The organism is Blastomonas sp., assembly GCF_046294995.1.
Classification (GTDB): domain Bacteria; phylum Pseudomonadota; class Alphaproteobacteria; order Sphingomonadales; family Sphingomonadaceae; genus Blastomonas.
Window position 1 is genome coordinate 876,324 of the sequence record NZ_JBKBOG010000001.1, and the last position, 20,338, is coordinate 896,661.

A 20,338-nucleotide genomic window follows, 5' to 3' on the forward strand; every position below is an offset into this window, starting at 1 on the left:
CGCTCAACGCACAGCCGCCATCTGATAGAGCATCTCGACAAAGCCCATCGTCGCATCGGTGATCCCGGCGACCTTGGGGTTGGTCGAATCCACCACGAAATACTCGTCGGGCGCGTGCGCGCCGCTGCCATGGCCGATGCCGAAATGGCCGGCGGGGATGCTGACTGGCGCGGCGGTGAACACCGCGCCCGGCCAGGAGCCTGCAAGCCGTGGATTGAGGTTCGCCTTCACCCCCATCTTCGCATAAGTGGCGAGCTCCGCCTTGATCAGCAGGCTGTCCTCGGCGACCTCTGTGGGGTCGTACCCGCCCGAGACGATCGCCTCGACATCGCTGAAGCCGTTTTTGTCGAGATGCGCGCGCAACTTCTGCTCGGCCTCGGCGCGGGTCTGGTTGGGGACGAGGCGGAAGTCGAGCTTGGCGACCGCCTTGCCGGGCAGCACGGTCTTGCCGCCTGGGCCGGTATAGCCCGCGACCAGCCCTTCGATGTTCGCGGTCGGCTCCTGCGCCAGCCGCACCAGCGCCTGTTCGAGCGGCAGGTCGTCGATCCAGTGGGTGACGCCGAACGACGCCTTCATCTGCGCCTCGTCCATGCCCTTGGCGGCCTGCGCGATCAGCGCCTTTTCGCGCGCGGTCAGTGGGCGGACGTTGTCCGACCAGCCGCCAATCACGACGTTGTTACCATCGGGCGAGACCAAAGTCTGCAGCGCCTGCACCAGCCGCCATGTCGGCGAATCGATCATCGCCTTGTAGCTCGAGTGCACATCGCCCTTGGGCCCGCGCCCCCATTTTTCGCCGCTGGCGATCAGCTCGAGCTCGATGATGCCCTTCGAACCCAGATTGACCTGAACCTCGCCGTTCGCGCCCTGCCAGCAGGCTGGGATGAAGATGCCCTCGCAGCGCTTGAGCGCGGCAAGCACCTTGGGGGTGGTCGCGATCTGCTTGAAGTTGGGCGAGCCGATCTCTTCCTCGCCCTCGGCCAGCAGCACGATGTTGACCGGAAGCTTGACGCCTGCCGATTTCATCGCGTGCAATGCGGCGAGGAAGGTCGCCTGCGGACCCTTCTGGTTGATCGCGCCGCGCCCGACGATGGCCTTGCCCCAGCCGGGCTTGTCGACGATCCTTGCCTCAAGCGGCGGCGAGGACCATTCGGCGGGATCGAACTGCTTGACGTCGTACATGAAGTAGATGCCCAAAGTCCGCTTGGCGCCGACGTCGATCGTGCCGAACACCCCGGGATGACCATCGGATGGCACGGTTTCGATCCCGGCGAACCCCGCATCCTTCATCAGCTCGGCCATATACGCCGCGCCTTGCGCCATGTTGAGGTTTTCTGCAGCGATCGAGGGCAGGGCGATCCAGTCCTGGATGCGCTTGATATCGGCATCGCGGTTGGCCTGTGCCGCCTTGCGGATGCGCGCCATGTCGCCGTCCGCCGCGATCGCCGCGCCCGATCCTCCGGTGAGCGCCATGCCACCGCCGATCAAGGCTGCCGAACGGATAAGGGCGCGCCGGCTGGGCGCGGCTGGATCGATGCCTGGCATTGTCTGTGCTCCCCTGTGGCCTGCCTCCCGGTGACAGGTCCGTGCCGCCAAGACTGGATCAGCCACGATCGTTAAGCAAGACGTTAACCACTCGATTACGAATGCTGATCTACCCCGTTCGTCAATCGCCTCGCAGTTCACCGATCCCGGCACCACTTACGAGTCGCAAAAAAATGCCAATCAGGAATTTCACTACCCACCACGACCAGATGACCCAGCTTGCCGATGCGATACTCAACCTGGCAACCGCCGGGTCGCCTGCGGAAATTGCGCTGCTGCAATCCACGCGGATCGAATTTTCAAGGTTGATCGCCGACCACTGTGCGGTCGAGACCGCGTATCTGCAAAAGCATCAGGCGCAGAACAACCATCCGCAAAAGGCGGCGCTGATGCGCAAGTTTTATGGTGATCTGCTGGCTTGGCGCGGTGCGCTGATGGAGTGCAACGCCAACTGGCCCGCAAAGAACATCGTCGAAAACCCGGCTGGTTTCAGGGCCGTGTTCGGCCAGCTCGTCAAGCAGTTGCGCGACCGTATCCAGTGGGAGGAGCGCGAGTTCTACCCTGCGATTTTCGGTACACCCCAACCGCGCTGAGCAATCACTCCACCCACGCCGTCCGGCTGCGAGTGACGTGAAACAGCGGCTGCATTGGTTGCGCCGCGACATCGGCCAGCGGAATCGCGGTTTCGCAGGTGGCGCATTCGGCGCTCATCCGACCGACATGCCAGCTCTTTCCGCCACATCCGGGGCAATGATTCACGTCGCCTGCATGATACAGCGGCAGGAAACCCCGCTGCCCGATGCGGCGCGCGAAAGCGTGGCCGGTGGCGAAGGCATTGCCGGAGTCAAAAGCGAGCCGGGGGAAATGCATCGTCATGTCCTGTTTCCTCATGTGCATGCAGATGATTACGCCTGGACGGCGAAACGGTTTCCTGCAGCGACGATCCGTTCAGCGCATCGATAGCATCGCCACAGCCCGGCGTTGTGAGGGCTGGCATATCTGCCGCACGACACCGGCATGATCGCTCGCCTTACCGACAGCGGAGTGCTACGGTTGCACTTACCGTTCGCCGGGATGAGCGCCGATGATGCGCCCCCGCGCGCTCATTGCGCCTGATGCCGCGAACTTCGATCCGAGGGAGGGCATGAGATGCGCGTTACCGAAAAATTCTGCCGCGAGCAGGAAGGCCTCCAACTGGCAAAAGCGGCGGCCGAACCGCTGAAGAACCGGCAGGGCATTGCGCTGGATGCCGCAAAGGCGTGGGACGCAGCCGCGCAACTGGCGCACAAGCAGGAATCGAAGCTCGAACCGCTCGACAAGCTCGATGCCGCCATCACCCTGGAGTTTGCTCAAGAGGAAGCCGCCGGTCTGGCAGATGACAGCGATGGCGAGGCCGATACCGACCCGGCCTGATCTTCAGGTTTCGGCAGCGGCTCCGTTTGCCATGTTCACCGGCACCGCAGCCGCAGCCTTGTCGGCTGCGGGGGCCTTCGCGAATGGCTGGAGCAGGTGACTGGCGTATCGCAAAGGGATGGCGCCATCGATGCCATAGCGCTCGGGCAGGCTGGATATTCCCGCGCGATAATCGGTGCCGAACAGCCGGTCGAATATCGTGAGCTGTCCGCCGAAATTGTGATCGTGCGCTTCGACCTGGTCGGCATGGTGCCAATGATGGAAACGCGGGGTCGTGATCAGCCGGCCCAACCACCCCAGATCGACCCGCACATTGGAATGCAGCAGCGGTGAATGGATGCGATAGACCAGCGCATAAACCAGCAGCGGCAGCGGGGAGAACCCCAAGACGAGCGCGGGCAGCGCGATCATCGTGGAATTGAAGATCTGGTCGACCGGGTGCACGCGATAAGTGGCGAGCCAGTCGAGCTGTTCGCTCGAATGGTGCACCGCATGGAAACGCCACAGCATCGGCACGGCGTGGCTCAACCGGTGCGCGATGTAGAAACACAGGTCGGACAGGATCAGCAGCTCGATGAATTCGAGCCAGTCGGGCTGGGCACGCACCGCTTCGCGCACGGGTTCGGGCACCACGGACACGGCCAGTACGCTGGCGACGATGGCCGCAGACACGATGCCCAGCCGGATGACGATCCCGGTGAGGAACACATGCATGATGTCGATCTTCCAGCCCTGGCGCAGTATCTTCTGACCCGGATGCAGCGGCAGCAGGCGTTCGAGCAGAATCAGCGCGCTCCCCGCTCCGACGAGGAACATCAGTTCGTCCAGGCTGAACATCAGTAAACGTACGGCATAAGCCGGAACCGGACCTTCTGTGCGTGCGCCCGGTAGGCGGCGTCCCGCAGCAGGACCTGCTCTTCGGCATGAATCCGCGCGATCTGGCAGGCACCCCACAGGCCCAGCAATGCTGCGTTGAACAGCGAAGGATTGAGGATGAACATGCCGGTATAGGACAGGAAATAGCCCAGATACATCGGATGCCGGACCGCGCCGTAAAGCCCTTTGCTCTTGATCCCGCGGTTGGCGGCGACGACGCCGAAGCTGCGGCGCAGCGAAAATTTGGCGCCGAGCGAGATCACGGTGCCGAACATCAGCAACGCCGCGCCGCCGATCCAGCCATTGCCCGACGGGATCAGCAGCATCGGCAGCATGGTGCCGGTGATACCGATCACCCAGTCGAACGGCTTGACGCTGATCGCATCGGTCGGCCGCCGCAACAGCACGAACAGCGCGACAGCGCCTTCGGCAAGCAGGAAGACGATGTTGAACGGCGTCTCTTCGAGGCTGCCGACGATGCGATAGCACAGCCATGCGAACAGCAGGACGATCACCGCCCGCTCGAACAGATCGAGCAGAAGACGAAATTTGCGTGCGCTGTCGGTGTCGATCATGCCGCAACGCTATCCGGGCGTGGTTACGACTTGGTTAAAAGTCCGCGCCGATCGACCCGGTTTTGCAATCAGATGGACGCAGGATTCCAGTTGCTGAACACCGCATCGAGATCGGGGCGGGGGCGTTCCTCCAGCGGCTGGCCGGCCGTGCCAAGAAATACGAACCCGGCGATCCTTTCCGGCGCGGCGCCAAAATGATCGCGCACCGCATCGCTGTAGCTCGGCCAGCCGGTGATCCAGCCGCCGACGAAGCCGTGCGCGTGGATCGCGTGGAGCAGGTTCATCACGAATGCGCCTGCCGACAACTCCTGCTCCCACAACGGAATCTTGCTCGATTCGCGGGGAGAGTACAGCACCACCAGCAGTTCAGGCGCCTGACGCGCGAAAGTCTCCATCGCTTCGATTTCAAGCCGCCCTGCCTCGGGCTTCTCGGCGCGATAGGCGGTGGTCAGAACATTGGCGAGCGCGTCGCGCTGGCCGGCCGCGATATGCACCACGCGCCAGGGGTTGAGCTTGCCATGATCGGGCGTGCGCGATGCAATGGCGACGATCTCGCGCATCTGCGCCGCATCGGGGCCGGGGGCGATCATGTCGCGAGGGCGGCCCGAGCGGCGGCTGGCGAGATAGGCGGTAACGCTGGAAAGGTCGTTGAAGTCGGTCAAGTCTGGCTCCGGTCATCGGCGTGAAAGCAGGCAGGCGGTATCATCTGCAACAAGGCGCTTCACAGCCGCGCATTTTTGTCTAGGTTGGCGCGCATGCTATGGCGGACCCGGGGACAGGCCGCCAATATAAAAATCGACGGGAGCAAAGCGATTATGGCCAGCGGTTATGCCGTCAGCGGCGATTCCAAAGGCACGTTTCTGGGCCACCCCAAGGGTCTCTACGTGCTGTTCTTCGCAGAAATGTGGGAACGTTTTTCCTATTACGGCATGCGCGCGCTGCTGATTTTCTACCTCACCAAGCACTGGCTGTTTTCGGACGAGAGCTCGGGCGTCATCTATGGCGCGTATACGGCATTGGTTTATATCACCCCGGTGCTGGGCGGCTATCTGGCCGATCGTTACCTCGGCCAACGCAAGGCGGTGACATTCGGTGCAGTGCTCCTCACCTTCGGCCACGCGCTGATGGGATTTGAGGGCACCGGCGGACAGGATGCGGCATCGCTCAGCATCTTCTGGCTGGCTTTGGCATTCATTATCGTTGGCTCGGGCTTCCTCAAGGCGAACATCTCGGTGATCGTCGGCCAGCTTTACCCGCGCACCGACGTCCGCCGCGATGGCGCGTACACGATCTTCTACATGGGCATTAACCTCGGCGCGTTCCTCGGATCGCTGGCCTGCGGCTATCTGGGCGAAACCTATGGCTGGTCCTATGGCTTCGGCGCCGCCGGCGTCGGCATGCTGCTTGGCCTGGTCGTGTTCATCCTCGGCAAGCCCTTGCTGTGCGGCCGGGGTGAAGCACCCGATCCGGCAGCGTTGAGGGCCCCTGTGATGGGCATCAAGAAGGAATGGCTGATCTACGGCGTCGGCATTGCCGCCGTTCTCGGCATCTGGGCGCTGATCCAGTACCAGTCGGTGGTCGGTTGGCTGCTGCTGGTGTCGGGCATCATTCTGGTTGGCTATGTGCTGATCACAGCGGTCACCAAGCTCGAGCCGCATGACCGCGACCGCATCTTCGCGGCGATGTTCCTGATCCTCGGCTCGATCCTGTTCTGGGCGCTGTTTGAACAGGCAGGCTCATCGCTCAACCTCTACACCGATCGCTACGTCGATCGCGGCGGGGTTCCCGCGTCGGTGTTCCAGTCGGTCAATGCGATGTACATCGTGCTGCTTGCACCGTTCTTCGCGGCGATCTGGACCTGGCTTGGCCGCAAGGGGCTCGAGCCCTCCGCCCCTGCCAAATTCGGTCTGGCGATGGTCCAGCTTGGCGCCGGGTTCCTGGTGCTGGTGGCTGGCGCGGCAGCGACCGGGGCTGGCGTGCCGACCCCGGTATTGTTCATCTTCCTGATCTACCTGCTGCACACCACCGGTGAGCTTTGCCTGTCGCCGGTTGGCCTCAGCGCGATGAACCGGTTGGCGCCGGCGCATATGGCTTCGCTGATCATGGGCACCTGGTTCTTCGCGTCGGCATCGGGCAATTTCGTTGCCGGCCTGATCGCTGCGGCGACAGGCTCTGAAGCGGCCAGCGGCGAAGGCGCGGGCCAGCAGACGGTGCTCGATGTCTACTCGAACATCGGCTGGATCGCGATCGGCGTCGGCGTTGCCGTGATGGTTGTGTCCCCGCTGATCAAGAAGCTGATGCACCTCGATACGCTTCAGGATGCAGAGCCTCTGGCAGGCGAAGCTGAGCTGGCCGAAAACCAGGCGGCGGGCGTCCATCCGGCTACGCGCGGCGTTTGATCGGCACTACGCAAAGACAAGAATACATAACGGGGATACGCATATGAAATACGGGTTCACTGCGCCTCTGGCGGCCATTCTGGTCGTCGGTTGCGCGAATACTGCGACCGCCGAGCGACCAGCCAGCACCGGGAACACGACATCCCGGGAAAGGGTCAGCTTCAGCGAGAACCCGTTTCCCAGCACCTATCGGCCCTATGGCGGCGCGCCGACCGTGATCCGCAACGTCACCATCTTCGATGGCGAGGGCGGACAGATCGATAATGGCGTGGTGTTCTTCGCAGAGGGCAAGATCACCTCGGTGGGCGATGCCAGCACGCCGATCCCAGCGGATGTCATGGTGATCGACGGCACCGGCAAGTTCGTCACACCCGGCATTATCGATATCCACAGCCATCTGGGCAATTATCCCTCGCCCGGCGTGCAGGCGCACTCGGATGGTAACGAGGCGACCAGCCCGGTGACCGCCGATGTCTGGGCCGAACACGCGGTCTGGCCGCAGGACCCTGGTTTCAGCCGTGCGCTCGCCAATGGCGGCGTCACGTCGTTGCAGATCCTGCCTGGCTCGGCCAACCTGTTTGGCGGTCGCTCGGTAACGCTCAAGAATGTGCCTGCGCGCACCATGCAGGCGATGAAGTTCCCCGATGCGCCCTACGGCCTCAAGATGGCGTGCGGCGAGAACCCCAAACGCGTCTACGGCAGCCGCAACCAGAAGCCGGCCAGCCGGATGGGCAATCTGGCGCTCAACCGCCAGACCTGGGCACGTGCCGCCGAATACAAGGCGCGCTGGGACGAATATGATCGCAAGGGCGGCACGGCGCCTGCGCGCGACATCGGCCTGGATACGCTGAAAGGCGCGCTCGAAGGCAAGATCCAGATCCACAACCACTGCTACCGCGCCGATGAAATGGCGATCGTCGTCGATATGGCCAAGGAGTTCGGCTACACCGTCTCGACCTTCCACCACGCGGTGGAAAGCTACAAGATCGCCGACCTGCTCAAGGAAAACGGCATCTGTTCCGCCGTCTGGGCCGACTGGTGGGGCTTCAAGATGGAATCCTATGACGGAATCCCCGAGAACGCCGCGATCATCCAGAACGCAGGCGCGTGCACGATCATCCATTCGGACGATCAGGACCAGATCCAGCGGCTGAACCAGGAAGCTGCCAAGGCATTGGGCGATGGCCGCCGCATGGGCTTCAATATCACCGATGCCACCGCGATCAGCTGGCTGACCTACAACCCCGCCAAGGCGATGGGCATCGCCGACAAGACCGGCAGCCTGAAGCCCGGCAAGATGGCCGATGTCGTGCTGTGGAACGCCAACCCGCTGTCAGTCTATGCCCGGCCCGAGAAGGTCTGGATCGATGGTGCGATGCTGTATGATGCAAACGATCCCAAGCGCCGTCCGGTGAGCGATTTCGAGCTCGGCCAGCCGGGTGAGGGAGACACGAAATGAGCCGTAACATGACAAAGGCGCTTCTTTTCGTCTCCGCCGCCGCAACGCTGTTCGCAGCGCCCGTCGCCGCCCAGACCATCGCAATCACCGGCGGCAAGGTCGTCGTCGGTGACGGCAGCGCGCCGATCGAAGGCGGCACCGTGGTGCTGCGCGATGGCAAGGTCGTCGCCGCAGGCGCCGGCGTTGCCGTTCCTGCCGGTGCGCAGGTGGTCGATGCCACGGGGCGCTGGGTCACCCCCGGACTGTTCGCGGGCTTCAGCCGCCTGGGGCTGATCGAGGTCGACGCTGTGCGCGAGACCAACGACAGCACTGCGGGCAGCGGCGCATTTTCCGCAGCAATCGACATTGCACCGGCGATCAACCCCAAGGTCACCCCGATTGCGGTGAACCGAGCCGCTGGCATTACCCGCGCGACCGTCGCGCCTGCCGCGCCTGCGTCGATTTTCGCAGGCATGGGGGCGGTGATCGACCTTGGCGATGACTATAACGCGGTCACCAAGCCGCGCGCGTTCCAGTTCGTCGAGCTTGGCGAAACCGGAGCCGCCAAGGCAGGCGGCAGCCGCGCATCGGCGTTCCTCGAATTCCGCAACGGGTTGATCGAGGCGCGCGCCATGGCAAACGGCCAGCGCGGGGTCGCGGCGCATCCGCACGATGCGTTGCTCAACCGGCAGGACGCCGCAGCCCTGCTCCCCGTGGTCAACGGCGACATCCGCCTGATGGTACATGTCGAACGCGCAGCCGATATCCTCAACGTCATCAAGCTGCGCGAGGAGTTTCCTGCGCTCAAGCTGGTGCTGGTCGGTGTGTCGGAAGGATGGCTGGTCGCCAGCCAGATCGCGGCGGCGGGCGTTCCGGTGATCGCATCGGCGCTCAACGATCTTCCTTCCGACTTCGAGAAGACCGCCGCCACCCAGTCGAACATCGGCCGGATGAAGCGGGCAGGGGTAACGGTGGCGATCGGCATGATCAACGACAACGAAGCACACCGGCTACACTATTCGCCGCAATATGCGGGCAATCTGGTCGCCCTGCAGCGCGTGCCCGGGGCAACCGGCCTGACCTGGGACGAGGCCTTTGCCTCGATCAGCTCGGGCCCGGCCCAGGCGATGGGTGTCGATGCAATGCTGGGCAGCCTGCAGCCCGGTCGTCAGGCCGATGTCGTGATCTGGGACGGCGATCCGCTCGAGCTTTCTTCCGCGCCGGTGGCGGTGATGATCGATGGCGTGCAGCAGCCGCTCGACAACCGTCAGGCCAAGTTGCGTGATCGTTATCGCACCCCGCAAGAAGGGGCTTTGCCCAAGGCGTACGAGCGCTAGTATAGCGCAATAAAGGCCCGGTCGTCGCAGGGACGACCGGTGAGGCTGGGGGAGAGCGGCTGATGCAGGGCTATGCGATGCTGTTGGCGGGGGCCATCGGGTTTGTCGGAAGTCATTTTGCGATGTCGCACCCGCTGCGCGCGCCTCTGGTGGCACGGTTGGGGGAAAAGGGCTTTCAGCTGCTCTATGTGCTTGTCTCGTTCGCGACCTTCTTCCTCATGGTACGCGGGTTTCAGCGAGCCCCGGTTGGCGCTGCGTTCTGGCCCGCGGGCGATGTGCTCTGGGGGCTGAGCACCGTATTGATGCTGATCGCCTCGATCCTGTTCGTCGGATCGCTGGTCGGCAACCCTGCGCTTCCGGTGCCGGAGGCTGCTGCGCGCAAGATCGCGGTCAAGGAGCCGGGCGGAGTCTTCCGCATCACCCGCCACCCGATGATGTGGAGCTTTGCGCTGTGGGGCGTCAGCCACATCCTCGTCGCGCCGCGCATCGACACCTTCATCCTGTGCGGTGCGATCATCGTCCTCGCTTTGGTCGGATCGCGGCTCCAGGACCGCAAGAAGTTCATCGTGATGGGCGATGCCTGGCTGCATTGGCAATCGCGCACCAGTTTCGTGCCGTTCGGGCGGGGGTTCGCCTTTCCGGGCGGGCTGGCACTTATCGGCGGCGTTGTGCTGTGGCTCGCCGCGCAGTGGGCGCACCTGCCATTAGGCGTCGGCGTCGCGGGTGTGTTTCGCTGGTGGTGATGCGCAAGGGTTGCTCTCTCCCCTTCAGGGGAGAGAAGCGAGACTTGGCGGCTTGCCGCATAGTCGCAGTAGAGAGGGGCCGTACGGCCGAGCATCCCCCTCTCAACTTCACCTAGCGGGCAAGCCCGCAAGGTTGCGTGTCTCTCCCCTAAAGGGGAGAGAGCATTCCACAGTCAAATCCGCACCATCTTCATGCCAACTTCACCATAACGCTCGCCGGCGGTGGCATCCCTCGGCGCGGCGGCATCCAGCGCGTCGAGATCGGCGCTGGTGAGGTTGACCGTCACCGCCGCCATCGAATCCTCGAGCGTCGCGCGGCGCTTCGATCCGGGGATCGGCACCACGTCTTCGCCCTGCGCCAGCAGCCAGGCGAGCGCGATCTGCGCCGGGCTTACGCTGTGTGCGGCAGCGACAGAGCGCACGGCATCGACGATCCGCAGGTTGGCGGCGAAATTCTCTTCCGAATATCGCGGATCCTTCAGCCGGTAATCGCCTTCGGGAAGGTCAGATCGCTGCGTGATCTGCCCGGTGAGGAAGCCGCGGCCCAGCGGGCTATAGGGCACGAAACCGATTCCCAGATCCTGGCACATCGGCAGGATCTCGTTTTCCACACCGCGCTCCCACAGCGAATATTCCGACTGCAAAGCGGCGATCGGGTGGGTGGCGTGTGCGCGGCGGATGTTGTCCGCTCCCGCTTCGGACAGGCCAAGATAACGCACCTTGCCTTCTTCGACCAGCCGCGCCATCGCGCCCACCGTCTCTTCTATCGGCACGTTCGGATCGACGCGGTGTTGATAGTACAGATCGATGGTCTCGACTCCGAGCCGCTTGAGCGACCCCTCGCATGCGCGGCGCACGTTATCGGGTGACGAGTTGACCCCGGTCACCTTGCCGTCCTCGATGTCGAAGCCGAACTTGGTGGCGATGACCAGCCGTTCGCGGCGGCCGCGGATCGCCTGACCGAGCAGCTCTTCATTGACATAAGGGCCATAGACCTCGGCGGTGTCGAAGAAGGTCACGCCCAACTCCATCGCGCGTTCGAGCGTGGCGACGGATTCGCGGTGATCGGTCTTGCCGTACATGTTGGGACCCATGCCGGCCATCGGCATGCAGCCGAGGCCGAGTGCGGAAACTTCCAGCCCGCCGAGCTTGCGATAGATCATTGGGTGTCTCCTTCTGCACGCGCGATCGTCGTGGTGACCGCCATGTCCATGGTTACATTGCCCAGCGTTCGCATGATATCGGGAAACACCTCGATCGCCAACAAAAGCGCCAGCGGCTCGATCGGCACGCCCATCGCAAAGCAGATCGGTGCGATCGCGCTGATGAAGCTGATCGATCCGGGGAGTGAGACCGAACCCATCGTGGTGATGGCAGCGGCGGCCAGCCCTGCGGCCAGCGCCACGGGACCAAGTTCGATCCCCATCAGGTGCGCGACATAGATCGCAACCGCCATGTTCATCGCCGGGCCGGTGGCGCGGAACAAAGCGACCGCGATCGGCAGCACGACATCTGCGGTGCGCTCACCCACCCCCAGGCTGCGCACGCCGGTGAGCATCGTCGGCAGCGAGGCGAGCGAGGATTGCGTCGAGATCGCCACCGCCTGCGCGGGGATCGAGGCGCGCAGAAACGCAGGCGGGCTGATCCGGCCCCCGATAGCGGCCAGCGCGAAGGCACTGAACCAGATCACCGATCCGACGCTGACCACGATCAGAACATAATGCCCCAGCGCGCCGAATGCCGCGCCGCCCGCGCGCGATCCGACCACCAGCCCCAAAGCGAACACGCCGATCGGCGCAAGCGCGAGCACCCAGCCGATCAGGATGATCATCGCATCACCGGTTGCGCCGAAGAACCCCTGCACGGGCATCCGGCGCTCAGCGGGCAGCCGCGTCAGCGCAAAGGCGAAGGCGAGCGTGAAGATGATCAGCGGCAGGATAGCATCGTTGGCGGCCGCCGCGACAGGGTTGGTCGGGATCAGCGCGCGCAGGAATTCGGTGAACGGCGGGATGTCGCCGGTCGATTGCGCACCTTGCAATGCGCCCTGCAGCGCGACGCGCGCAGCCTCGGGGAGTGGAAACACGCCGAGCAGGGCGGGGGTGACGAGCGTCGCCATCGCCGCCGACGCCCAGAGCAGCACGATCATGGTGACGATCGCACGGACGGTCAGCCGTCCTGCGCTCGCCATCTCGGCGGTGCGCAGGATGCCGGTGATCAGCAGCGCGACGACCAGCGGGATCACCGTCATCTGCAAGCCGCGCAGCCACAATGATCCGATGACGTCTGCCGCATCGACCACGCCTGGTGCGCCGTTGCCGATCGCGATCCCGATCGAGATGCCGATGATGAGGGCGCCCAGCACCAGCAGTGTTTTCAGCATTCCGAAGCCCCCGTCATCTTTCCATCCTGCGCGGGGCGGGGATGTTTTTGCATGTTTGTTTACAACGTTGTGTCACCATAGATGCGCGCGGATGGCTGGCAAGCGGCAACGCAATCGGTTAGGTGCCATACGCTGCAAACGGAGAAAAGCATTCGTGACACGCAAGTTTTTCGGCACCGATGGAATTCGCGGGCGCACCAACAGCGGCCATATGACCGCGGCGATGGCGATGGCGGTGGGCCAGGCGGCGGGCGAGCATTTCCTGCGCGGCACCCACAAGCACCGCGTCGTTATCGGCAAGGACACCCGCCTTTCGGGCTATATGATGGAAAACGCGCTGGTTGCAGGCTTCACCAGCGTGGGCATGGACGTGGTGCTGGTCGGGCCGATGCCGACGCCTGCGGTGGCGATGCTGGCGCGCTCGATGCGCGCGGACCTCGGTGTGATGATCTCGGCGAGCCACAACCCTTATGAGGACAACGGCATCAAGCTGTTCGGCCCAGATGGCTTCAAGCTGTCCGACGAGGACGAATTGCGGATCGAGGCGCTGCTCGATGCGGCATCGCCCAAGCTTGCCGCCTCGGCCGCGATCGGCCGTGCCCGCCGGATCGAGGATGCGCGCGGGCGCTATATCCATGCGGTCAAGGAATCGCTGCCCGACCGGGTGCGGCTCGATGGTCTCAAGATCGTGATCGATTGCGCGAATGGCGCGGCGTATCAGGTCGCCCCGTCGGCGTTCTGGGAATTGGGTGCGGAGGTGATCGCGATCGGCGTGACTCCTAACGGCCTCAATATCAACGACCGCGTCGGATCGACGCATGTCGAGACGCTGCAGGAGCGGGTCGTGGCGTCAGGAGCGGATATCGGCATCGCGCTCGATGGCGACGCCGACCGGCTGATCGTGGTCGACGAAAAGGGCAGCGTCGTCGATGGTGACCAGATCATGGCGCTGATCGGCGCGTGCTGGGCGCGCCAGGGGCGACTTCGCGGCGGTGGCGTGGTCGCCACGGTGATGTCGAACCTGGGGCTCGAGCGCTATCTCAATGCGCAGGGGCTCGAACTGATCCGCACCCAGGTCGGTGATCGCTATGTGCTCGGCGCGATGCGCGCGGGCGGCTACAATGTCGGCGGCGAACAATCGGGCCACATGATCCTGCTCGACCATGCAACGACCGGCGACGGCACGGTCGCTGCGCTGCAGGTGCTGGCCGAGCTGGTGCGCGAGGGCAAGCCGGCGAGCGAACTGCTCCACCTGTTCGATCCGGTTCCGCAATTGCTCAAGAACGTGCGCTTTGCCGGCGGCAAGCCGCTCGATGATGCGCGGGTCCAGAAGGTGATTGCCGATGCCGAAGCCGAGCTTGCCGGGCATGGGCGGCTGGTCATCCGGCCTTCTGGCACCGAGCCGGTGATCCGCGTGATGGCCGAGGGCGACGATGCGGGCCAGGTCGAGGCGGTGGTGGACCGCATCTGCGCGGTGATCGAGGAGGTGACCGCCTGATGCTCGAGATGCGACCCGATTGCGAACGCTGCGGTGCTGATACCCCGCCCGAGGCCCCCGGCGCGTTCATCTGCTCGTTCGAGTGCACCTTCTGCGCCGAATGCAGCGAGGAGCTGGACGATAGGTGCCCCAATTGCGGCGGCGAACTGGTCGACCGTGCGGTGCGACCGAAGAAATTGCTCGCCAAGTTTCCGGGATCGGCTGTGCGGAAGTTTACGCAGCATGGGTGATATCCACCTGACCATGCCTATCCCGCATTCCCGAGCGAAGTCGAGGGACGCGCGCGCTACCGTTGCGCATACGTCCCTCGACTTCGCTCGGGACAGACGGAGAGGGGCATGACCAAACCCGCCCGCATCCTCACGATCGCAGGCTCGGACTCGGGCGGAGGCGCAGGGATCCAGGCGGACATCAAGACCATCACCATGCTCGGCGGGCATGCGATGACCGCGATCACCGCGATCACCGCGCAGAACTCGCGCGGCGTCGATGCGGTGCAGGTGCTCAGCGCCGACATGGTGATCGCTCAGATCGACGCGGTGGCGCGCGATTTCGGGCTGGATGCGATCAAGATCGGCATGCTGGGCTCGCCGCAGATCGCCGAGGCGCTGGCCGACTGGCTTTCGTCATTACCGCGAACGCGGCAATCCCACTTTGGCGCCGAGGCCCAGCAGGAGCGGGATTCCCGCGTTCGCGGGAATGACGGAGTACCTGTCATCTTCGATCCCGTCATGATTGCATCGAGCGGCGCGGTGCTGGCCGATCCCGCCACCATCTGCGCGTTCAAACGGCTGATGGCCTGCGCGAGCCTCGTCACGCCCAACTTGCCCGAGCTCGAAGCGCTGGGTGGCGAGGACGCAGTGCTCGAACTAGCGCCCGCGCTGCTGATCAAGGGCGGGCATGCCGGAGGCGAGACGGTCACCGATCGGCTGATCACGCGCGACGGCGAGGCCGCTCGCTGGGACGATCCGCGCATAGAAAGCCCGCACAGCCACGGCACCGGTTGCACGCTATCGAGCGCGATCGCGACGTTGTTGGGGCAGGGGGTGCCGATGGAGCAGGCGGTCGAGCGCGCGCGGCTGTTCATCCGGCTGGCGCTGCGCGATGCGCCCGCGCTGGTCGAAAGCAACGGCCCGATGGGGCACCAGTCGGTGCGCAACGATGCGATTTCGTCGGGCTGGCATCTCAACCAGATCGCGCTGGGCGCGACCGATTATGCCGCCTCGGTGACATTCTACCGCACGCTTGGTCTGACCCAGATCGTCGATAGCCCGGGCAACGGCTATGCGCGGTTCGAGGCGGATAACGGCGCCACGCTGTCGATCCATGTCGGCGCAGCCGCAGGCGGTGCGATGGCGTATCTCGAGTGCGCCGATCTCGATGCTCGGGTTTCCGCACTGGCGTCGGAAGGCTTTGCGTTCGATCAGATGCCGCAGGACGAGAGCTGGGGCTGGCGCGAAGCACGGCTCTGCGACCCGGCTGGCAACATCATATGCCTGTATTTCGGCGGAGAGAACCGACGCTATCCGCCTTGGCGCATCGCAACCGATTGATCATCGCCCCGTAAATGCGCTGACCCCGCATGCTTTGGCGCATTACCCGCGATTGACCCTTTACCAGACCCGGCAATTGCCCATATGCGTTGCGGCAAGCGTTTAAACCTTCCCAAACAGGAGATGATCCATGGCTTTCGTCCTTCCCCCGCTTCCCTTTGACAAGAACGCCTTTGGCGACGTGATGTCGGCCGAAACCTTCGACTATCACCACGGCAAGCACCACAATGCCTATGTCGGCAAGGCAAACGACATGGTCAAGGGCACTGATCTGGAAGGCGCGAGCCTCTCCAAGGTGATCGTCGCCGCCAAGGACAAGGGTAACAAGGGCCTGTTCAACAACGCCGCGCAGATCTGGAACCACACCTTCTTCTGGCATTGCCTCAGCCCCGAAGGCCAGACCATCCCCGGCTCGCTCGAAGAGCGCATCAACGCCGATTTCGGTTCGGTCGCCGACATGAAGGAAAAGCTCAAGGCAGAGGCCGTCGGCCATTTCGCCAGCGGCTGGGCATGGCTGGTGCTCAACGGCGACAAGCTCGAAATCACCTCGCTGCACGACGCGGACTCGCCGGTCGCGCACGAAGGCATGAAGCCGCTGCTGACGCTCGATGTCTGGGAACACGCCTATTACATCGATTATCGCAACGCGCGCCCCGATTATGCCGGCACCGTGCTCGACAAGGCGATCAACTGGGAATTCGTCGCACAGAACCTCGACGGCAAGGGCGTGGAACGCGCCGATCAGGAAGGCTGACCAATCTTGTGCCCTGCTCTCCGGCGAAGGCCGGGGGGCAGGGCGCCCTGGTAGCTTAACTTAGTGGCTTAACTGATTTGTATCGGGCAGTTGCTGTAACTGCAGCCGGGCGTTGGCAAGGCTAGCGTCGGCGGTTTCGGTCAGCAGGGCAATCGACGCGCGCCCGCCTTCTGCCATGGCGTTTTCGATGATCACCTCGACCGCTGCGTCGCCGATCCGCTTTGCGGTTTCCAGCGCAGCGGCGGGTGTCAGTACGATGTCGGTTGCGGCCGTTGGCCCATGAATATGAACGTGCATGCCTTCGGCATCGGCAAAGCTCGGCTTGTCATGGATCTCGCTGTGTGCCCCGCCGACCCCGGCCTGCCGCATGATCCATTCGCGGGCGAACCTCATCGATGCAAATATCTGGGTGTCCGCCTGCTTGAGGTGGCGCGCGTGAAGCCGTGCCGTGCCGAACGATGACACCACTGCAATCCGTTCAGGCCGCAGATCACCGAGCCGCGCTTCCATCCGGCGAAGGGCCCAGACGACATCGCGTTCCTGCGGCCATGTTCCGCCGATATCGACGATCAGGTTCCGGGTCCTGCCGGCAAGCCGCAGTGCCTCGAGCTCTTGGCGGAACAGGATTTCATGCGCGCCGACCGTGGCAACCGACCACTGGCCGGTGCGCGTCACGGTCAGCATCGGAATGGTCGGTTCGAGGCTGAAGCTGAAAATGTCGGTTCTCCCGGATTAGCGGGAGCGCTCCACAGTCTCTCAGCCAGCGCGTCGCAAGACTTGTTGTGCGGTGGTGCCCAAGTCTAGCCATGCGCCGGTTAAGATATGATGAGCGTCGGCCAGTACCACCGCGGTTCCGGTGTCTAGCCCGATCCCCTGCGCAGGCAGGGGGGCAGGGTGGATCGGGAGCCTTATTCCCCCGTCGCGCCTTCGATCGCCAGTCCATGCTTCATCAGCATCGGGATCTGGCTCATCGCGAACAGGAACGACAGCGCGGTGACGCCCCAGACCTTGACCGTCAGCCAGGTTTCGAAGTCAAGGCCATAGCGCAGGCCTTCATTGATCAGCGCCATAGCGGCAAAGAAAAGCCCCCAGTTGCGCGACAGCTTCATCCAGCCGGTCTCGTCGAGCCCGTCATATGCCGCCTGCAGCAGATAGCGCAGCAGCGGCCTGCCAGTCATCCAGCCGCCGAGCAGCAGCACGGCAAACGCGGTGTAGATGATCGTCGGCTTGATCTGGATGAAGCTTTCGTCGTTGAAATACACGGTCAGCGCGCCGAAGCCGACGACGAGCACCGCCGAGAGCCACAGCATCGGCGAGACGCGGCCGAGCTTCCATTTCGAGACTGCGACAGCAACCAGGATCGCGGCCATGAACGCCAGCGTGCCATTGATCGCGGCGCGGGTCGAGGCAAGTGCCGCACCATCGCTCTGGGTCAGCTTGAACACCGCGAAGAAGATCAGCAACGGGCCGAAATCGAGCAGCAGCGGGAGCCAGCTGCTCTCGGATTTCTTGGGGGCGGCGACCTCGGTCACGCCGGGCATTTCTTCGCTCATTTCGCTCCTCCGGCGATCACATGCGCCAGATATTCAGGGTCAAAAGGACGCAAATCGTCGATGGTTTCTCCGACGCCGATCGCATGGATGGGTAGACCGAACTTTTCCGCCGCAGCGACCAGAATGCCGCCGCGCGCGGTGCCATCGAGTTTGGTCATCACCAGACCTGTAACGCCTGCGACCTCCTTGAAGGTCTCGATCTGCGACAGGGCGTTCTGCCCGTTGGTCGCATCGAGCACTAGCACCACGTCGTGCGGCGCGGCAGGGTTGAGCCGGCCCAACACCCGGCGGATCTTGGACAATTCGTCCATCAGCTCGCGCTTGTTCTGCAGTCGGCCTGCGGTATCGACGATCAGCACGTCGATGCCTGTGGCGGTGGCCTGCTTGACCGCGTCGAACACGATCCCCGCAGCATCGCCGCCCTCCTTGCCGCTGACGATCGGAATGCCCAGCCGCTCCGCCCAGATCTTGAGCTGGCCGATCGCGGCCGCGCGAAAGGTATCGCCCGCCGCGAGCATCACGCCGTAATCCTGTTCCTGGAACAGATGCGCCAGCTTGGCGATGGTGGTGGTCTTGCCCGATCCGTTGACGCCGATCACCAGGATCACCTGCGGGCGCGGGAAGGCGATGATGTCGAGCGGCTCGGCGACGGTGCGCAGCGACTTCGCGATTTCCTCGCCGACGATTGCGCGCAGGCCATCCTCGTCGAGCCCGCGCTCGAACCTGCCTTCGGAGAGGCGCGCGCGCACCTTGCCCGCCATTTGCGGCCCCAGATCGCTGACGATCAGCGCTTCCTCGATCTCGTCGAGCTGGTCCTCGTCAAGCCGCGACTTGGTGACCAGCCCGGTGATGTTCTGGGTCAGCTTGTCCGACGTCTTGCGAAAGCCGCCGAGCAGGCGCTCGCTCCAGCTATTCTCGCTCATGTATGCATCTCCGCTGTCAGCGTATCGCCGTGCTGGCCCGTGATCGCCACTGGCACGATCCTTCCGATATGGGAAGCTTGGGTCTCAGGCAAAGCGATGCGCACAAAGTTTTCGCCATGGCCGGTGCGTCCGTCGCGCTCGACCAGCAGGTTCTGACGGGTTCCGACCAGCCCGCTCCGCCATCGGGCGGCGCGGGCTTGCGCTGCGCCACGCATCTCGGCGGCGCGGGCCTTGACCAATGCCCGGTCGAGCTGTGGCATCCGTGCTGCGGGGGTTCCGGCACGCGGCGAGAACGGGAAGATATGGCCGTGGACGACATCGCAGGCATCGAGAATCGACAGGTTCTGCGCATGCATCGCGTCGTCCTCGGTGGGGAAGCCCACGATTAGGTCGGCCCCGATCGCGATCTCGGGGCGCTTGGCCTTCAGCCGCTCGACCAAAGCGATAGCCTGCGCGCGACTGTGCCGGCGCTTCATCCGCTTGAGGATCATGTCGTCGCCCGATTGCAGCGAGAGGTGAACGTGGGGCATGATGCGGGGCTCGCCGGTGATCAGGTCGAACAGGCGGTCATCGACCTCGACCCCGTCGAGCGAGGAAAGGCGCAGGCGTTGCAGCTCGGGCACCAGCTTGAGGATGCGTTCGATCAGCATGCCGAGGGTCGGCGATCCGGGCAGGTCTGGGCCATAGCTGGTGACGTCTACCCCGGTCAGCACGATTTCGGCATAGCCGCGTTCGACCAGTGCGCGCACCGCATCGACCACCGCGCCTGCGGGGACCGAGCGGCTGTTGCCGCGGCCATAAGGGATGATGCAGAAGGTGCAGCGATGGTCGCAGCCGTTCTGCACCTCGACAAACGCGCGGGCGTGTTCGGCAAAGCTGGTGACCATGTGCGGCGCGGTCTGGCGGACGGCCATGATGTCGGAGACGTGGACCCGGTCACCAACATTTCCGAGGTCCCGAGCGAAGTCGAGGGACCTTTCGCTGCCCTCGCGCGCACGTCCCTCGACTTCGCTCGGGCCAGGCGGAAGGGGGGACGTGAACGAACCCGCCTGAAGCTTCTCCACATTCCCCAGCACACGGTCGACCTCGGGCATCGCCGCGAACATGGCAGGGTCGGTTTGTGCCGCGCACCCGGTCACCACGATTTGCGCATCCGGCCGCGCCCGGCGCGCCTTGCGGATCGCCTGGCGGGTCTGGCGTACCGCCTCGTTTGTCACCGCACAGCTGTTGATCACGATGACGTCGTCGCGCCCGCCGAGCAGCCCGCGCATCGCCTCGCCCTCGGCGATATTGAGGCGGCAGCCCATCGAGATGATCTCGGGGCCGGTCGCAGGCTGAACAGTGTCGGGCATCG

At 64.1% G+C, this 20,338-nt stretch carries 21 protein-coding genes; 11 read left to right on the forward strand and 10 right to left on the reverse strand.

The annotated features are described in order from the left end of the window. Positions 1 to 3: 3 nt before the first annotated feature. The gene (locus tag ACK4R0_RS04075) at positions 4 to 1,542 is read right to left on the reverse strand and encodes a M20/M25/M40 family metallo-hydrolase (RefSeq protein ID WP_409670539.1); all 1,539 of its coding nucleotides are present in this window, start codon (positions 1,540 to 1,542) and stop codon (positions 4 to 6) included. A 209-nt stretch (positions 1,543 to 1,751) separates the two neighbouring features. Here ACK4R0_RS04075 and ACK4R0_RS04080 point away from each other — a divergent pair, with 209 nt between their 5' ends. From ACK4R0_RS04080 to ACK4R0_RS04090, 3 genes are all read left to right on the forward strand, one after another. Then, entirely contained in the window at positions 1,752 to 2,135 is a 384-nt protein-coding gene (locus ACK4R0_RS04080; protein WP_409670542.1) for a hypothetical protein, read from the forward strand. A gap of 37 nt (positions 2,136 to 2,172) precedes the next feature. Then, the gene (locus ACK4R0_RS04085) at positions 2,173 to 2,505 is read left to right on the forward strand and encodes a hypothetical protein (RefSeq protein WP_409670545.1); all 333 of its coding nucleotides are present in this window, start codon (positions 2,173 to 2,175) and stop codon (positions 2,503 to 2,505) included. Between the two features lie 186 nt (positions 2,506 to 2,691). Beyond that, complete coding sequence (locus ACK4R0_RS04090) at positions 2,692 to 2,955, forward strand: hypothetical protein (RefSeq protein WP_409670548.1); 264 nt, start codon at positions 2,692 to 2,694, stop codon at positions 2,953 to 2,955. 3 nt (positions 2,956 to 2,958) lie between these two features. On the opposite strand, the gene ACK4R0_RS04095 is transcribed toward ACK4R0_RS04090, so the two are convergent. The 3 genes from ACK4R0_RS04095 to ACK4R0_RS04105 form a co-directional block, all read right to left on the reverse strand. Further along, entirely contained in the window at positions 2,959 to 3,792 is an 834-nt protein-coding gene (locus ACK4R0_RS04095; RefSeq protein ID WP_409670551.1) for a sterol desaturase family protein, read from the reverse strand. Then, entirely contained in the window at positions 3,792 to 4,406 is a 615-nt protein-coding gene (locus ACK4R0_RS04100) for a methyltransferase family protein (RefSeq protein ID WP_409670554.1), read from the reverse strand. Before ACK4R0_RS04100 ends, ACK4R0_RS04095 begins: the two co-directional genes overlap by 1 nt. A gap of 68 nt (positions 4,407 to 4,474) precedes the next feature. After that, positions 4,475 to 5,068 carry a nitroreductase gene (locus ACK4R0_RS04105; RefSeq protein ID WP_409670557.1) on the reverse strand — a complete coding sequence of 198 codons (594 nt, stop codon included), beginning with the start codon at positions 5,066 to 5,068 and terminating at the stop codon, positions 4,475 to 4,477. Positions 5,069 to 5,221: 153 nt separating this feature from the next. Between ACK4R0_RS04105 and ACK4R0_RS04110 the strand changes: the two genes are divergently transcribed. The 4 genes from ACK4R0_RS04110 (at position 5,222) to ACK4R0_RS04125 (ending at position 10,323) form a co-directional block, all read left to right on the forward strand. Beyond that, positions 5,222 to 6,805, forward strand: coding sequence for a peptide MFS transporter (locus ACK4R0_RS04110; RefSeq protein WP_409670560.1), 1,584 nt, complete (start codon positions 5,222 to 5,224; stop codon positions 6,803 to 6,805). 43 nt (positions 6,806 to 6,848) lie between these two features. Then, positions 6,849 to 8,264, forward strand: coding sequence for an amidohydrolase (locus ACK4R0_RS04115; RefSeq protein ID WP_409670563.1), 1,416 nt, complete (start codon positions 6,849 to 6,851; stop codon positions 8,262 to 8,264). 8 nt (positions 8,265 to 8,272) lie between these two features. Beyond that, positions 8,273 to 9,580, forward strand: a complete 1,308-nt coding sequence (locus ACK4R0_RS04120) for an amidohydrolase family protein (RefSeq protein WP_409670566.1) — start codon at positions 8,273 to 8,275, stop codon at positions 9,578 to 9,580. 62 nt (positions 9,581 to 9,642) lie between these two features. Next, complete coding sequence (locus ACK4R0_RS04125; protein WP_409670569.1) at positions 9,643 to 10,323, forward strand: NnrU family protein; 681 nt, start codon at positions 9,643 to 9,645, stop codon at positions 10,321 to 10,323. Between the two features lie 173 nt (positions 10,324 to 10,496). Here the strand turns inward: ACK4R0_RS04125 and ACK4R0_RS04130 are convergent, their stop codons facing one another. Continuing rightward, entirely contained in the window at positions 10,497 to 11,486 is a 990-nt protein-coding gene (locus ACK4R0_RS04130) for an aldo/keto reductase (protein ID WP_409670572.1), read from the reverse strand. Further along, positions 11,483 to 12,703 (reverse strand): dicarboxylate/amino acid:cation symporter, encoded by a 1,221-nt coding sequence (locus tag ACK4R0_RS04135; protein WP_409670575.1) that lies wholly within the window; start codon positions 12,701 to 12,703, stop codon positions 11,483 to 11,485. Before ACK4R0_RS04135 ends, ACK4R0_RS04130 begins: the two co-directional genes overlap by 4 nt. A gap of 154 nt (positions 12,704 to 12,857) precedes the next feature. Between ACK4R0_RS04135 and glmM the strand changes: the two genes are divergently transcribed. From glmM to ACK4R0_RS04155, 4 genes are all read left to right on the forward strand, one after another. Then, a complete protein-coding gene (glmM, locus tag ACK4R0_RS04140) occupies positions 12,858 to 14,201 on the forward strand; it encodes a phosphoglucosamine mutase (RefSeq protein WP_409670578.1) in 1,344 nt (447 codons plus the stop codon). Beyond that, positions 14,201 to 14,431, forward strand: a complete 231-nt coding sequence (locus ACK4R0_RS04145; RefSeq protein WP_409670581.1) for a DUF1272 domain-containing protein — start codon at positions 14,201 to 14,203, stop codon at positions 14,429 to 14,431. The genes glmM and ACK4R0_RS04145 overlap by 1 nt, the downstream gene beginning before the upstream one ends. Before the next feature lie 108 nt (positions 14,432 to 14,539). Continuing rightward, the gene (locus ACK4R0_RS04150; RefSeq protein WP_409670584.1) at positions 14,540 to 15,754 is read left to right on the forward strand and encodes a bifunctional hydroxymethylpyrimidine kinase/phosphomethylpyrimidine kinase; all 1,215 of its coding nucleotides are present in this window, start codon (positions 14,540 to 14,542) and stop codon (positions 15,752 to 15,754) included. Between the two features lie 130 nt (positions 15,755 to 15,884). After that, positions 15,885 to 16,508 carry a superoxide dismutase gene (locus tag ACK4R0_RS04155; protein WP_409670587.1) on the forward strand — a complete coding sequence of 208 codons (624 nt, stop codon included), beginning with the start codon at positions 15,885 to 15,887 and terminating at the stop codon, positions 16,506 to 16,508. A 60-nt stretch (positions 16,509 to 16,568) separates the two neighbouring features. On the opposite strand, the gene ACK4R0_RS04160 is transcribed toward ACK4R0_RS04155, so the two are convergent. The 4 genes from ACK4R0_RS04160 to mtaB all read right to left on the reverse strand — a co-directional run bounded on the left by ACK4R0_RS04160 (position 16,569) and on the right by mtaB (position 20,336). Continuing rightward, positions 16,569 to 17,192: a hypothetical protein gene (locus ACK4R0_RS04160; protein WP_409670590.1), complete on the reverse strand. Its 624-nt coding sequence runs from the start codon at positions 17,190 to 17,192 to the stop codon at positions 16,569 to 16,571. Positions 17,193 to 17,416: 224 nt separating this feature from the next. Further along, the gene (locus ACK4R0_RS04165) at positions 17,417 to 18,061 is read right to left on the reverse strand and encodes an inner membrane-spanning protein YciB (protein ID WP_409670593.1); all 645 of its coding nucleotides are present in this window, start codon (positions 18,059 to 18,061) and stop codon (positions 17,417 to 17,419) included. Next, positions 18,058 to 18,984: a signal recognition particle-docking protein FtsY gene (gene ftsY / locus ACK4R0_RS04170; RefSeq protein WP_409670596.1), complete on the reverse strand. Its 927-nt coding sequence runs from the start codon at positions 18,982 to 18,984 to the stop codon at positions 18,058 to 18,060. Before ftsY ends, ACK4R0_RS04165 begins: the two co-directional genes overlap by 4 nt. Further along, a complete protein-coding gene (mtaB, locus tag ACK4R0_RS04175; protein WP_409670599.1) occupies positions 18,981 to 20,336 on the reverse strand; it encodes a tRNA (N(6)-L-threonylcarbamoyladenosine(37)-C(2))-methylthiotransferase MtaB in 1,356 nt (451 codons plus the stop codon). Before mtaB ends, ftsY begins: the two co-directional genes overlap by 4 nt. Between the last annotated feature and the right edge of the window lie 2 nt (positions 20,337 to 20,338).

Bases quoted from the DNA above. Each gene is read 5' to 3' on its own strand.
- ACK4R0_RS04075 (WP_409670539.1), bottom strand. From the start codon at position 1,542: ATGCCAGGCATCGATCCAGCCGCGCCCAGCCGGCGCGCCCTTATCCGT.
- ACK4R0_RS04080 (WP_409670542.1), top strand. From the start codon at position 1,752: ATGACCCAGCTTGCCGATGCGATACTCAACCTGGCAACCGCCGGGTCG.
- ACK4R0_RS04090 (WP_409670548.1), top strand. From the start codon at position 2,692: ATGCGCGTTACCGAAAAATTCTGCCGCGAGCAGGAAGGCCTCCAACTG.
- ACK4R0_RS04095 (WP_409670551.1), bottom strand. From the start codon at position 3,792: ATGTTCAGCCTGGACGAACTGATGTTCCTCGTCGGAGCGGGGAGCGCG.
- ACK4R0_RS04100 (WP_409670554.1), bottom strand. From the start codon at position 4,406: ATGATCGACACCGACAGCGCACGCAAATTTCGTCTTCTGCTCGATCTG.
- ACK4R0_RS04110 (WP_409670560.1), top strand. From the start codon at position 5,222: ATGGCCAGCGGTTATGCCGTCAGCGGCGATTCCAAAGGCACGTTTCTG.
- ACK4R0_RS04115 (WP_409670563.1), top strand. From the start codon at position 6,849: ATGAAATACGGGTTCACTGCGCCTCTGGCGGCCATTCTGGTCGTCGGT.
- ACK4R0_RS04120 (WP_409670566.1), top strand. From the start codon at position 8,273: ATGACAAAGGCGCTTCTTTTCGTCTCCGCCGCCGCAACGCTGTTCGCA.
- ACK4R0_RS04125 (WP_409670569.1), top strand. From the start codon at position 9,643: ATGCAGGGCTATGCGATGCTGTTGGCGGGGGCCATCGGGTTTGTCGGA.
- ACK4R0_RS04130 (WP_409670572.1), bottom strand. From the start codon at position 11,486: ATGATCTATCGCAAGCTCGGCGGGCTGGAAGTTTCCGCACTCGGCCTC.
- ACK4R0_RS04135 (WP_409670575.1), bottom strand. From the start codon at position 12,703: ATGCTGAAAACACTGCTGGTGCTGGGCGCCCTCATCATCGGCATCTCG.
- ACK4R0_RS04145 (WP_409670581.1), top strand. From the start codon at position 14,201: ATGCTCGAGATGCGACCCGATTGCGAACGCTGCGGTGCTGATACCCCG.
- ACK4R0_RS04150 (WP_409670584.1), top strand. From the start codon at position 14,540: ATGACCAAACCCGCCCGCATCCTCACGATCGCAGGCTCGGACTCGGGC.
- ACK4R0_RS04155 (WP_409670587.1), top strand. From the start codon at position 15,885: ATGGCTTTCGTCCTTCCCCCGCTTCCCTTTGACAAGAACGCCTTTGGC.
- ACK4R0_RS04160 (WP_409670590.1), bottom strand. From the start codon at position 17,192: ATGCTGACCGTGACGCGCACCGGCCAGTGGTCGGTTGCCACGGTCGGC.
- ACK4R0_RS04165 (WP_409670593.1), bottom strand. From the start codon at position 18,061: ATGAGCGAAGAAATGCCCGGCGTGACCGAGGTCGCCGCCCCCAAGAAA.
- ftsY (WP_409670596.1), bottom strand. From the start codon at position 18,984: ATGAGCGAGAATAGCTGGAGCGAGCGCCTGCTCGGCGGCTTTCGCAAG.
- mtaB (WP_409670599.1), bottom strand. From the start codon at position 20,336: ATGCCCGACACTGTTCAGCCTGCGACCGGCCCCGAGATCATCTCGATG.